General features: G+C 49.5%; 14 protein-coding genes and 2 pseudogenes. 3 read left to right on the plus strand and 13 right to left on the minus strand.

Going from position 1 to position 13,410, the window contains the following annotated elements; translation table 11 throughout:
• Positions 1 to 518: 518 nt before the first annotated feature.
• Both relB and F1563_RS12880 read left to right on the plus strand, forming a co-directional pair.
• Positions 519 to 740, plus strand: a complete 222-nt coding sequence (gene relB, locus F1563_RS12875; protein ID WP_007434368.1) for a type II toxin-antitoxin system RelB family antitoxin — start codon at positions 519 to 521, stop codon at positions 738 to 740.
• Positions 737 to 1,003: a type II toxin-antitoxin system RelE family toxin gene (locus tag F1563_RS12880; RefSeq protein WP_002526512.1), complete on the plus strand. Its 267-nt coding sequence runs from the start codon at positions 737 to 739 to the stop codon at positions 1,001 to 1,003. The genes relB and F1563_RS12880 overlap by 4 nt, the downstream gene beginning before the upstream one ends.
• A 198-nt stretch (positions 1,004 to 1,201) precedes the next feature.
• On the opposite strand, the gene F1563_RS12885 is transcribed toward F1563_RS12880, so the two are convergent.
• From F1563_RS12885 to F1563_RS14500, 12 genes and pseudogenes are all read right to left on the minus strand, one after another.
• A complete protein-coding gene (locus tag F1563_RS12885) occupies positions 1,202 to 1,459 on the minus strand; it encodes a hypothetical protein (RefSeq protein WP_002526513.1) in 258 nt (85 codons plus the stop codon).
• The gene (locus F1563_RS12890; RefSeq protein ID WP_040695670.1) at positions 1,456 to 2,040 is read right to left on the minus strand and encodes an AAA family ATPase; all 585 of its coding nucleotides are present in this window, start codon (positions 2,038 to 2,040) and stop codon (positions 1,456 to 1,458) included. The genes F1563_RS12885 and F1563_RS12890 overlap by 4 nt, the downstream gene beginning before the upstream one ends.
• Positions 2,041 to 2,413: 373 nt before the next feature.
• Positions 2,414 to 3,235 carry a DUF929 family protein gene (locus F1563_RS12895; protein WP_002526516.1) on the minus strand — a complete coding sequence of 274 codons (822 nt, stop codon included), beginning with the start codon at positions 3,233 to 3,235 and terminating at the stop codon, positions 2,414 to 2,416.
• A gap of 160 nt (positions 3,236 to 3,395) precedes the next feature.
• Complete coding sequence (locus tag F1563_RS12900; protein WP_002526517.1) at positions 3,396 to 3,608, minus strand: hypothetical protein; 213 nt, start codon at positions 3,606 to 3,608, stop codon at positions 3,396 to 3,398.
• Between the two features lie 40 nt (positions 3,609 to 3,648).
• Positions 3,649 to 3,888: a hypothetical protein gene (locus tag F1563_RS12905; protein WP_036958124.1), complete on the minus strand. Its 240-nt coding sequence runs from the start codon at positions 3,886 to 3,888 to the stop codon at positions 3,649 to 3,651.
• Between the two features lie 59 nt (positions 3,889 to 3,947).
• Entirely contained in the window at positions 3,948 to 4,073 is a 126-nt protein-coding gene (locus F1563_RS12910) for a hypothetical protein (protein ID WP_002516831.1), read from the minus strand.
• A gap of 463 nt (positions 4,074 to 4,536) precedes the next feature.
• Complete coding sequence (locus F1563_RS12915; RefSeq protein WP_081414819.1) at positions 4,537 to 5,688, minus strand: MFS transporter; 1,152 nt, start codon at positions 5,686 to 5,688, stop codon at positions 4,537 to 4,539.
• A gap of 657 nt (positions 5,689 to 6,345) precedes the next feature.
• Positions 6,346 to 7,653, minus strand: coding sequence for an ATP-grasp domain-containing protein (locus F1563_RS12920; RefSeq protein ID WP_002526520.1), 1,308 nt, complete (start codon positions 7,651 to 7,653; stop codon positions 6,346 to 6,348).
• Positions 7,640 to 8,353: a thioesterase II family protein gene (locus tag F1563_RS12925; RefSeq protein WP_002521523.1), complete on the minus strand. Its 714-nt coding sequence runs from the start codon at positions 8,351 to 8,353 to the stop codon at positions 7,640 to 7,642. Before F1563_RS12925 ends, F1563_RS12920 begins: the two co-directional genes overlap by 14 nt.
• On the minus strand, positions 8,350 to 9,801 hold the full coding sequence (locus F1563_RS12930; protein WP_002546410.1) for a non-ribosomal peptide synthetase: 1,452 nt from the start codon (positions 9,799 to 9,801) through the stop codon (positions 8,350 to 8,352). Before F1563_RS12930 ends, F1563_RS12925 begins: the two co-directional genes overlap by 4 nt.
• A 310-nt stretch (positions 9,802 to 10,111) precedes the next feature.
• Positions 10,112 to 11,440, minus strand: coding sequence for a condensation domain-containing protein (locus F1563_RS14495; protein WP_227432037.1), 1,329 nt, complete (start codon positions 11,438 to 11,440; stop codon positions 10,112 to 10,114).
• A gap of 156 nt (positions 11,441 to 11,596) precedes the next feature.
• Positions 11,597 to 12,016, minus strand: a pseudogene (locus F1563_RS14500) (phosphopantetheine-binding protein); the annotation flags it as partial.
• Here F1563_RS14500 and F1563_RS14505 point away from each other — a divergent pair.
• A complete protein-coding gene (locus F1563_RS14505) occupies positions 11,978 to 12,283 on the plus strand; it encodes a hypothetical protein (RefSeq protein ID WP_002526559.1) in 306 nt (101 codons plus the stop codon). The pseudogene F1563_RS14500 and the gene F1563_RS14505 sit on opposite strands and share 39 nt — an antisense overlap.
• A 51-nt stretch (positions 12,284 to 12,334) precedes the next feature.
• Here F1563_RS14505 and F1563_RS14510 read toward each other — a convergent pair.
• A pseudogene (locus F1563_RS14510) lies at positions 12,335 to 13,408 on the minus strand (AMP-binding protein); the annotation flags it as partial.
• Positions 13,409 to 13,410: the final 2 nt, after the last annotated feature.

The raw sequence follows: 13,410 nt of genomic DNA on the forward strand, positions 1-13,410 counted from the left end.
ACTGGCTCAAACAGCACCGCGACCACCAACTCACAGGCAACCTCACGGCCTACCACGAATTACATATCGCATCCGACTGACTCCTCCTCTACACCATCAACAACGACAACACCCTCACCCTGGCCCGCACCGGCACCCATGACCAACTCCTATAACCAAACCAACACCAGTCGAGCCCTTTCGACAACAATCTGCCTATCGAATTACAGGATGAGTCGGGTTCTCGGTTTTCGGCACAGCACGAACTTATGCAAGGCCAAGAACTCCCGATACACGGGTGGACTGATTTAACACATCTGGATCGCGCCTCATCATCCACCAGCAACCCGAAATGAGACGGCGAAACTTATTTAACCCGTAGATTATTTCTTCCACCCAAAACAACCACCCTTGACTGTCATACAAGCCAAAATCGTGCCCTTTAAGGCCACTCCTTGAACCTCCCCACCATCACGATGACAACACACACCCTGAGCAGTATAATGTACTACACAGTCATTGAGGATAGAGGTGACGTCATGAGTTTTTCGATCCGTTTAACCGACCATGAGCGCCGCGTAGCGGACTCCTACGCCCGCCTGCACTCACAATCCCTGAGTGAGGCTTTCAAGCAAGCCCTCTTCGACCGCATCGCCGACGAGTTCGACCTTCAGATAGCACACGAAGCTCTCACCGACTACGCCCGCGACAATTACCAGTCTCGCCCCATCAGCGAGCTATGGGACGAGTGTGACCTATGAGCTGGCAGCTCGAAACCACCAGCCGATTCGATAAAGAATTCAAAAAACTGGACCGCTACACCCAAAAACTCATCCACGGCTGGATCACGAAAAACATCGACAACACCACTAACCCCCGCCAGCACGGTAAACCCCTCACCGGTGATCTTTCCGGACTGTGGCGGTACCGCATCGGCGACTACCGCCTCATATGCACACTCAACGATAACCGCCTCATCATCCTTGCCCTGTCAATCGGTCACCGCCGCGACATCTACCGCTAAGCCCACACCACCCCCAACCACCACCAACCCGGTGCATAAATACACATACAGCTATACACCTATCATCATGTGCACCAACCTACCCTGCTAGACACCTGTAACACCCACCACCAACACGAACCCCGCAACACCCTTACAATCCCAGCCCACCACCACCAGCTAAAGCCGCTCCCAGGTCATGGCGTGGTGTCTCGTCCTTCACTGGTAGGGGTCGTAAGGGAAGCCGTAAGTGTGTTCCAGGGCCTTGCGCAAAAGGTCGTTCATGGTGGTGTGGTCGGCAACGGCCTTCATTTTTAACGCCGTATGGGTGGCGGTAGGCAGTTTGACGTTGAACGCGGTGATCGGGGTCTTGGCTGACTGGAAAGTTTCGGCGACACTGGCCCCCTGGCTTGCCGCCATCCGACCGGTGTAACGGCTGGCCTTGTCTGCGGCGGTGGGCTTGTGGTTTTTGCTCACTTCAGCATCTCCTTGATCTGGGCAGCGACCTGGGCGAATTCTCCGAGGTCGTCTGGTCGGGTCCCGATGGCTTGCCGGTAGGCGACCCGCCGATGAACTTGCACATCGAGAATGTCGAGGCCCTCGACAGCGGCGGCCCCCTCATAGGCGTCACGGTATTGCCTCGTCCGATCGGCCTTGTTGAAGAGCAGGGCCCGGCGCGTGCCGTGGGCCACCTGGTAGGTCATCAACGCCCGGTCCATATCCAGGTCCCCCGACTCAGTCGGGATAATAACCACATCAGCAACCTCGAGGGCGGCGGTAATCGTCTGGGAGTCACCAGGAGGAGTGTCAATAAAGACCAAGTCAGCATCGATGTCACGGCAACGCCTGACGATAGGAGCATTAGCCGGGCGGACCTCGAAATTCAGCCGGTCACCGGCCTCAAAAGCATCAGTAGCCCAAGACGTCGCTGACCCTTGCGGATCGGCATCCAACAAGACGACCCGATCCTGGCAAGACAGGGCCGTAGCCAGGTAGACCGCCGTGGTCGTCTTCCCAACCCCACCCTTGGTGTTAACAATAGAAATAATACGCACCATAAATACATCATTACACACATGTATCAGTGCATCAGTACATCTATGTATCGGCGTGGTGTGAGAAGAAAACCCAGCCCACATACAACGATCCCCCAGCCGACACCAACTCCGAGATCTTATGAAGAGACAACTCCCACAGGAGCTGCACCCCTCACAGGAGCCCACCAGATCCGCGTCAAGACCCCACACCCCCTACCAGCGCACCCTTCGTGACCAGCTCCAGACACGACCCGATCAAGACACCGCGTAAGCGATGAGATCACGGCCTGAACCACACCCTCAGCCTCAAGCCTGCACTCACAGAAACCCCTCCTGAACTGGACTTGCTCAGGAGGGGTTTTGTCTTGCCATGCGCCTAGACCAAGGCTGCGAATCACCTCAGTTTTTCAGCTGCTGCCTTCACGCCAGGCGACGTGCAGACGTTCGCAGGTTTGTTACCAGTCCTGGAGCAAATCTCGGCAGTGAAGAGATTCGCCCCTCCTACGATCGCCTGCGCTTCTTTTGAATTTGGATTAGAAAGAGCTTTTACCACGTTTTTCGGATCTTCCCTCGCCATCCAAGGCATGTAGCTGGGACCCGATGTGGTGATGTCGCCCCAGTAGGAGAAAGGGATGCCTCGTCCTGGGTTGTACTTGCTAAATATATCTTGCTTAGATTCCGGCAAGTTTGCTATTTGTCGACCTTCCCTATCGGCTAACTCATAGGCGTCCAAATCAACATACTTACTGCTATACTTGTAGTTCCTAAAAGTAATCGTAGGAATGTTGGAAAGCTCCTTTTCCGCCGGGCTTGACAGGATATCTTTTAGCCCGCTGAAAGTTCCAAATCGAGACAAAGCTGCCGCGAGAGGAAGCCGTTCCATCGCACAAAAGGGGCAGAACTCAGACCCCACATAAAAGAGCTTTACCTTGCCGTCCTTGTCAGGTTTATTCCCAGTCTTGGTGACCTGGAGCTCCGAAGAACCGGGGCCAACCTTGTCATAAACGCCTTTAGGAATGGAAACAATCGCCTTAGAGATCGTATCCTGGGAAGTCTCTATAGCGGGACCCTGGCGGGACTTATTAATAGCAAGTATCGTACCAACGATGATAAGAGAGAGGGCCAGTACGCCCACGGCGACATAGGTGATCTTACGGCGCTTCATCTTGAGTGATTCGCGCTCTTGTTCCCTGCGGAGAATTTCTCGTTTGCTCATAAATTTATCAGTAGAGAGAAATTGAGCTAAAGTTCAACGGAGGATTAATGAATGCACAGACGGATGAAATGAGATTCACTGTTTTTCTTTCTGTCGATTTAATCGAAAGGCAGTAAGATACTAGTACATGAAGGGGCAACGGGTCGCCGGCTCGGGGGGTCTATGTCCAGGAATCGTGTCGCAACTGTGTCCGGTAAGCCCGGTTCTGGTCGATAAGTCGGGCACGTCCGAGGTCGGACTTGGCGAGTTTTCCCTCTGCGGTCTGAGCACGAGCCAGTGCGCATCTCGATACTTTCGCACCTCGGCCAGCAGGCCTCACATCTGGTCTGCCGTTTTCGAGCACCTGGCCCACGTCAGCCTCGACGGAAACCACGGCCCCACAACGACTCCACGCGCCCCTGACTCTTGGACCCTCAGTTAGCTTTGAGGGTCTGGGTGACCTCACGGGTGAGCGCTTGACAAGTCCACGCAGACACGGTCATGCCCTGCCGGGACGCATCCCGTTCGATCAGCCTCCACACGCTGGCACTCACTCGGATCGTGCAAGGTTCCAGGGGTTCAGTCTCCACTTCCTCCCAAGCTCGACCCCCGAAGGGGTCGACCTGCAACCCCTCAAACCCTGACTCAGCTTCACCAGCCCACCGACTGACCATCTCATCGCTAACTCGAACACCATTGTCGGCAACAAACTCACTCATCTCGCCCTCCTCATCTAAGCCAGAAACCCTTTCGTCAACCAATTCGCGTGAATCACCAATACGGACCCGTCAGCGCCACGAACAAACACCACCTCGATTACCCGCCCCGCACCATCAAATCCGATCGTGGCCCACCGCACCGGCTCAACATCCTCATCACCCCGACGCACCCGAGCCGGCCAAGGCGAAAACGGCCGACATCAGTTAAGACACCTCAAATAATCGGTCTCGATACATTCGGCCCATTCAACTTCAACACAGCCCACACCAACACCGACACGCTTCACACTGCCATTAAGCAGCATATTCAGACCACCCTCGAAACAGCACCGTGCCACTGACACTAACAACCCCTTGAGGACACTCTTCAAAGGAAACCATAGCCATTAATAGCACCTCCTTAACCACACCTTTATAAAAACGGGCGCGGTAAACCGAGGAAAGTTCTAAGAGCTACCCCTGTTCGACAAAGCATTCCGAAACAACCGTACGATTATGGTCCAATCTGGTGGAAGGACTCGCGGTAGCTTCTTCCGAGCATAATTTCCAGAAAGCCGCCCGGTACAGGATCTGTCTGGGAACCATCGAACGGACTGTCCATCATCATTTGCAACGCAGCGACAGAGCAGCCAGGGCTGTCAAAGCAATCCAGTACATGAGGCCAAGATGGGCATGCTCCAACTGGCTGTAGACGGACAGTCCTATCCAAACACCGACCGTCTCACCTACAGCAGAGGTGAGCTGCCTCATGTTCATCGATTCCACGACAGGTCGGCCCTCGGTGAGGTTAGCAAAAGCAACATTAAGAATTGGCGTGAATACCGTCTCCCCCAACGAAAAGATAAACACCCCACAGAATACAAGGACTACGCCAAGCAATCCCCTTGAAGCATTAAAGAATAGCATCGATATGCCAAGAGTACACACTCCTGACATCATGATCTTCTGGACTTTCACTCCAATTTTTAGCTGGCGTTCCACAAGCAAAGATATCGGAATTTGAATCAACACGACAAGCACTCCATTAGTTGTATAGAACAGAGACCTCATCATAGAACTTGTCGCTATTGCAGAAAAGACTAGGGAAAAACTTGAAAAGAATTGCCCTATCAGGATACTGCCTATCAGCGCTATAATCGTTATTTTTCTCGCATCAGCCGTCCTGAATAATTCACGAAAAATTCTGATCCCCATCGGCGACCTCAGGGAACCTTCGCTCATCATCACGCCTTTCGGGGCAGCCATTGGCGCTAATATCGCAGCGATAAAGAGCGCTACACTGACTCCTAATAGAAACTGCTCATAAATATTTCTATCAAGTATCATATTACCGAGAATAGGACCTACCGCCGCAGTGCAATTCGCGACAACTTGAATGACAGCGAAACCGCGGTTCTGGGAAGCTCTATCAGGAGTTGCTAGCGCTATAAAGCTTCGCACACCAGTACCATTAACACTGAACCCTAGGCCCGCAGCGCCCAGAGCAGCAATTATCGCATAGGGGTTTGCCGTAAGCGCCACAACAGCGTAAGAAACCGAGATCAGAGTAAGAGCAATTCTTACGCAACTTCGCACTGATAAACGGTGAAGTGGCGAAGCAAGAAATAGAGCACCACCACGAGTCATCAGTGTAAGCACGCTTACCGACCCCGCGATGAGCCGTTCCTGCGTACTTCCAAATTTCAATGTAAGCAATAGAGGGAGGACCGGTAGCAACGCAAAGTAAGATGATTGGCTGAGAACTTGGTCTGCCATAATGAGGTTGAATACACGCCCAGGAAGCCGCGATTTTGACGGTTTACTTCGTGTCCCTATTGTCTTCACTGGCACCCCTAGACTTGAGTCCAATCAACGACGCTAACAGCTTCTTTAATCGCTTCATCACAAACTTTATCTTCCCGCACGAATCTTCGAGTTTAATGCTCATATTGGTATGACATATTCGATGCATAAAGCTTTCTCTAGTGAATATTAGACATTATATCTATGCTCTTGGTTCATGCGAAGATTATCGGTCTTTCCAGAGGTTGGCGAAGGGTGCGAATAGTGGTGCTGTCTTCACTGGTTCCGATCATTCACATAGCTGATGGCCTGTCGGTCTATGACGCCAGAACACACCTCGACCGAGAGCTCAACCACGAGCCGCTGTGGGAATAGTGAACACGGAACTCATATTAGCAGCGACCCAATCACGCATCTCAACATGTTTGTGCGTAGAGAAATTATTCATAATTAGGTGCAATCCTTCCTAGAGTAGACAGAAAACCCTTGATGGCGATATTGGACGTTGACAACTCCAGCCACGCGACTGACGACGATGTTTAAAGCTGCGAACAAGGTTATCGTAGCGTGCCGCATAATATAGTCATGGTGTGTGTTTCACTTCTCGCCGTAAAATCTACTGCCACGCAACTAATCTCTGCTTACAGGAGCGACACGCACTACGCAAGCATTAGCAGCGCGATCCAATAACTGAGTCACTGTATGCTCGTCATTACCACGGGCAACAATAGCAGCTACCCTTGCATGCGAACCATTTACTGCATGTGCTACTTCTCCTGGGAAGCATTCCCAATACAAATCGATTTCTTCAGGGACACTGTCATAGAGCGAAACCTCTGATACCACTCCAGGCGAGGCTTCGATAAACTTTGAAGCAGCACACTGGGTTATCTCAGGCAAAGGATGGAGAGGAAGTCCACACAAAGAATCAATCAGATTTCCATAGTAGTCGATCCCTGGTCGCACAGCTGACACAAGATCCGGCGCAATAAAATCTCCGCCTTGACGCACGTGAAATTCTCCCCATACAATTTTTTTCTCAGGTGTGACCCAAAATTCAACATGCAGATTTCCACACTCAATTCCAAGCGCATTTACACAGCTTTGAAGCTGTTCTTCAAATTCAAGTTTGCTGGATATACTGTTCAGATCAGCTGGCTGGATATGACCAATTTCAACGAAATCTTCGTTGGTTGTTTTTGCTGTGGTTGTGTAGATGCATACCCGTCCATCTATAGCAATACCCTCAACTGAGTACTCAATACCCGTGATAAACTCTTCTAAGCAGTAATTCCCCTCGAGAACGACAGCATCAAGTCCAGAAGTATCTTCAACATTTAAGATGTGTCTAACGCCAACACTGCCCATTCCTATGGATGGCTTAACAATCCAGCCTCTTGGGCTATCGGTTGGTTTTTCAACGACAGCGCCTGATGCATCACTAAATTGTAGGCACCCATCAGAAGTCACTCCAACAATACGCAAGCTTTGTGGCTGATAGATACCAGCTTTTCGAAGCGCATCGCGGCACGCTGGTTTATCTTGGATACGTTCAATACAATCAGCAGTATTTCTAGCAACACCAATAGCTTCAGCTAAAAGACTATTCTGCAACTGATAATTTTCGCGCAGTGCCGTTGAAAGAGCTATCTTTCCAGGGCATCGGGTTTCAATTTCTGTCGCTATTTTAGCGATCTCATCAGCATCTAAGCTTCTCCTGTAGGGTCCGGATATTCTAATTAAACAATCGACAGAAATCGGCGGAATTTTGTTCTTTAGTTCTTCCTCGAAATCTACGCCACATATCATTATGTGGCGCTTCTGGCACGCTTCATAGAAGCTTTTAAACCAATGCGTTGAGGCATGAGATCCAGATGTGGTGACACCTACCAAAACCGCCCATTTTCTTTCAGCCACTACGCTGTCACGAGAAAACATTTAACCATTCCCTTCTTCCAAAACCTTCATGTGCATAATGCCCTCCGGTCACTTCGATCAATCTGTACGTCTCACTCGTAGCTTCACGCCATTGGACGGCCTCTTCGGAAGAAACAATCTTATCATCAATAGCGGAAACACAGGTTATAGGGACATGAATCTGCTTAAGTTGGTTACCACAACACGATTCCGCCAGTAAGAGATCATCGAGCGTAGGGCGAACAAACAGATCATCGGATTCATCGGAGTTCAGAATACTTTTAGGAGTCAATCCGTAGCTACGCATACGCTGCCGTGCACGTTCCAAGTTCCATCCCTCTCGCTCCCCCCTGTAACTCTTAGGACTTTGCCCACATAAGGCAACCAAACGAGTCGCGAAAATTCCGTCATTTTCTAAAATATTAGCAGCTACGAACGACAACATCGCGCCAAAGCTAACCCCGGCGAGTATCAACGGCCCAGTCGGAATTTCGAAGGATGATCGAAACTTGCTGACGAACTCTCCCATGGTTCTGATGCCGGGTTCAAGTAATCGTTGACCCCTGCCAGGCGGGCAGTAACCCCAAACTGTAGTATCCCCCTCTAAGACAGACATCGATTGAAAGGCAGGAGCTCCGGCACCCGTAGGAGGGAATATCAGGACTGTGGAGCAACAAGAGGTAGTTGCTGAACTAATACGCTGCCAAACTTCCGGATTCAATGCTCACGCTCCTCAACAGGCATCAGCAAGCTGACCAAGCAGGAAATCGTTGGATTGGAATAGAAGTTCCGCAAGGGGACACGAACACCAAACTGTTTACCGATGGCGGTCAAAAGCTGAACAGCGCGCAACGAATTTCCACCTGCGGAGAAAAAATCACGATCTTCACCGTGGATCTTCTTTCCAAGGACCATATCCCAGATATTTTGCACTTGATCGTGAACACTGTTACGCTGCATTTGTCCTTGGGATATTCTGTCGTGATCGTAGAGTTCGCTCTGTGCTACCAATTTCAGGCACTCGCACCGATCTATTTTTCCCGTTCTTGATCTAGGAACATTCTGCGTAGTTACGATCTTGAGAGGAATCATATAGGAAGGTAGAAATTCGGCAAGACGAGAAGTCGTGACCTGAGACTCCCATTCGCGTGGAATCACGAGCGCCAAAAATCCACCACTGCCTTGGTGATAAACTGCACCACATTGTTTCGTGGAGTTAGCAACTCGAGCTGCAGCTCTTTCAACCTCTTCCAAGTGGATCTTGTGTCCAGCGATATTTACCGCATTATCGAGCCTGCCAACCAGTGAAAGGACACCATCCTTGATGATTCCCAGATCACCAGTCCGTATTTCACGTTGTCCACTTCCAAGTGTAAAGAACGCATCGTCCCCTGGACTGAGTTGACCATTAACGATATATCCATCGGCCACTGGGGCACCCTGTACGCATATCTGTCCCTCTTCCCCAGATAACTTTTCGTTACCTTTCATGTCCCGAATTACAATTTTCGTAGCACAGATCGGCTCGCCAAGGGGGATAGGGTCCGGAATGCTACCTGACCGAGAAACCTCGAAACTTGTTGTGTTAGCCGACGTCTCAGTAGCTCCGTAAAGATTCACTACTCGCGCACGGGGCGCGATCTCGAAGAATTGACGGACAACGCTTGCCATCAGCTGGTCTGCACTGCTGCACGCTAGACGGAGCTGAGGAAGAGTGCTCCCTTGCTCTGTGGCAATGTCACACAAGCTGGCTAGTGCTGGAGGTGTCGTAAAAAGGTGGGTAGCACCACTAGACGCAAGTCGATCGAACATCACGTCAGGTCTGCTACGCTCGATATTAGTAATCAAAACACCAGTAACACCTGCCAGCAGAGTCCCCAACACTTCCCAAAATGAAGCAACAAATGAGAGTGGCTTCTGGACGACCACAAGATCGCTTGACTCGTAAGGGTAGGCGTTCCACATCCACGTGATACGGTTCCGCACCGCATCCATTCCTACTTGGACGGCTTTCGGAACTCCTTCTGATCCAGATGTGAAATATAAGAATTTTGATTTATCGCTCCAGGTCAAGGACCTGACATCACTTATCCAGTTCCCTGCAAAAATTGCTTCTTCCGCTGTTGAGTCGTCGATCAGAACCGTTTTAGACCCAAGATTAATAATCATGTCCCGCTCTCGTGAAGCCGGAATATTCAACGGAATCCAAGCAATCTTGACAGGCAACGTCACAGCTGCTATTACAAGGGCAACAGATTTGGCGGATAAATCGAGTCGAGCAGCAAAAGTAACGCCCTCACTTTGTTCTCGGTTGAACCACCTTCTCCACGCAAGGATATTTTTAACTAGCTGTTCCCATGAGCATTGCTCGCCGGCGGGACCGGTCAGACAGACATCACCTGGTTTCTGAATGACTATATTACGAAACCCCTCCAGCAAATCATGTGACGGTTGCATCTTTATCTCCCTTCATACTACATCAATAGCTTTTGAGCATTGTTATCTGAGATGTATCACAATCATTAAGGGCGGTTTTTATGGCATTAGCGACAGTCGTCTTCCCCGAGAGCCAATCAGAGGTAAGGAACCACGCTGTAAGAGCCAGTACTTTATTAGCGCGTTCTGGTGTCACATACGCCACTTTATAAGCAAGTTGCAAGGTATAATCTTCGCCGTGTCGCTGGATATAAAGAGACGCATCATATTTCGTAAACCCAGTATTCAATTCAGTTAAGTGAAGGCTTCGATCACCATCCCAAAACTCCAGAGACGGGTAAGTAAGCATATTCACCATCGTGCTAAACAATGGATCCTCGTTCGTGTGATCAGCGAACTCAGAAACAACCTTGCTAAATACGCTGTCACCGAATGAGACAGCTTCAGTCACATTAGATATCATCGAACGTACTGTGTCACTAATTTTCTTTTCGACATCTATACGAGTTCGTATTGCAATCATGTTAAGCATCAGAGTTGGGACGCCAATTTCATACTCATCGTTTCGCCCTGCTACTGGTGCACCGACAACAAAATCATGTTGGTCAGAGACCGCTGCCAACGCTAACGAATAAGCAGCCACGAATACTGCAAATGGGCTTGTACTCAATGCATGCGCAGTGGAACGGATCTCAGCAGTCGCTTCGTCATCTAGAGAGACCTCTATAACAGAAGCAGCGTAGGGATCACACGAACTATTTAATGTATCGCGCAATGGGAAACATGATTTCACTCCATCGAGTGATTTTGACCAAAATTCTCGTGCTTCAGCGGATATCTCTTCAGGTTTCGACAGATGTTGGAAATATTCCAGAGCTGAAGTCATAGCTGTCTTGACTTCGATCTCCTGATCGTCCATGTTACGACACTCAAAAAGAGAAATTAACTGTTCCATGAACTTCATTGCTCCCCAGCCATCGATAAGGATCTCGTTCATGGTCAAAACGAACCAGGTAGAATATCCATTTATACGGATCTCGTCCACGGCGATAGCGGGACCTTCCTCCAGGTTAAAAGGGACTGCTGCTTTCATCCAACAGATCTCACGAGCCTCTTGCGCAGAGGCCACTTCGTGTATTGAGATTTCATCCATATCGATAGCAGAGATAGGAAACGTCTGTGTAAATCTCCCAGTTGAATCCACTCCAAACTTCGCCATTAGCTGTGGATTCGCCCGTAATGCCTGGCCAAGAGCACGACGGATTCTATCGGTGTTCGACCCAGCGCATTCTAACAATATCTGATAATTATAGTAAGGGCTTTCAGGCTCCAGTAGCCATTGAAAATAAATTCCTTGCTGAGCCGGATTCATATCACAAGTCAAAGGAATTTTGACGTCATCAAAGCGGGAAGGAGATCTTTTTGCAGAGGTCGATTTCTTCGGAGATATCTGTTGTGCTTGATATTCTTTTGCTAGAGAGCCTAACGTATATGAAGAAAGCAAATCTCGTACTCTTACGTAAGATCCTCGTGAGCGGACAATATTGGCTAGCTGAATTGCTCGAAGAGAATCGCCTCCGGATTCGATGAATGTTAGTTCTGGATTCACAGGAGTGCCAAGCACGTCCTGAACGAGAAGAATGAAAGAGTCCTGATTCTGTTCAACTCTACCGGGAATGGATCCCTCTCTTGACTCTTGAATTTCATTCAGTAACAGTTCCCCGGCACGGCGCTCTAATAACTTAATATCTACCTTGCCATTTGAAGTAGTGGGAATATCAGTAACCTCTATCCAACGGGATGGACACATCACTCTCGGGAGACTGCTTTTCGCGCGATTATTAAGCATTTTGGGAGTAACTAAACAATCGGCGCGAGGAAGATAGAATGCGGCCAAGCTAGCGTCTCCTTGGCGAAGAAACTGGTGCGTCGTTTCTCGGAGCACCATTGCGCGACGTTCACGGACACGAGGGTGGAATTTAACCACTACAACGTCTTCAAGCTCTGGGATTTCTCGAAGGATACGGTTCTCGATTTCACCGGGCTCAATCCGTACTCCACTAATTTTTATCTGTCGATCAGCGCGGCCATCGTAAACCAGCTGACCATCCGCTCGCTGGTGAACGAGATCTCCGGTGCGGTATATTCGGAATGGGTATCCATCAATCCTGGCAAATGCTTGAGCGGTTTTATCTGGGCTTCCGATATAACCTAAACCCACACAAAGACCAGCAACAAAAAGCTCGCCTTGCGCTCCAGGAGAAACTGGACGCCAAGTACCTTCTGCGTACTCTAGGACGTATAAAGACGTATTAGGTATTGGAATTCCGATGGGAACTTCACCTGAGTTAAGCGATTCGCCATCCACGATCGCATGCGTTACATCATCAGAACATTCCGTAGGACCATACGCATTAATCAACGGGACAAACGGAAATTTGTCTGCCCAGTCTCTAGCCAACCGAAGGGGTAATTCTTCACCAGTCACCAGAACATACTCAAGCCCAGAGAAAGACACGCTTGACCCAATTTCGTGAATAAGTTCACGAAATACTGTCGGAACTAGTTCAATGTGTGTTATATGTTTCTCTTCCAGTAAAGAAAAAAGCTCATGTGGATCCTGTGAAATACCGTTGGGGACGATACGTACTGCACCGCCTACCAGTAAAGCTGAACAAAATTGCCAAATGGATACATCAAAGGTGGTAGGTGCCGTCTGGGCCACAACTGAGTCAACACCAAGATGAAGGAGATGGGCTTTGCTATGCAAGTGATTCATCATGCCCATATGCGCGATTAGCGCACCTTTCGGTTCACCTGTGCTACCCGAGGTGAAAAAGCAGTAGCTTGGAGCGTTGAAAGGATCATCCACACGCTCCAGAAATGTGACTCCTAATGGTGCCTTTGCTTCCGTTACGTGCGAGGTATTTTCAGTGAAAATGGCGACCGCGTTCGTGATTGTCTTAATATGTTTACGACGAGCCTCTGGCCACTGAGGATCAATGGGTGTATAGATGGCACCTACGGCACTACAAGCTAGGATATCGACAAGACATTCGATACCGCGCGAGTGCTCTGAAATGACTACTCTTCCAAAGGCATGTTTCTTTTCCAAGAGATAGGCTCGATTGTTAACTCGATTCAATAACATTTCGTAGGTGATTTCTTCATCATGAATATCTATTACGGCAACGTGATGTGAAGTGATCTGGGCCCATTCAACTAAATACGAGTAGAGTGTGCGTTCTAAAGGCCAGTCGACGTTTTCCCCGACCAGTGCACTCCGGGTAGCGAGCAAGCTCAACCCATTTTTTTCCAAACTTTTGGTAAGGTTTATCACTC

Source organism: Cutibacterium modestum (assembly GCF_008326345.1).
GTDB lineage: Bacteria > Actinomycetota > Actinomycetes > Propionibacteriales > Propionibacteriaceae > Cutibacterium > Cutibacterium modestum.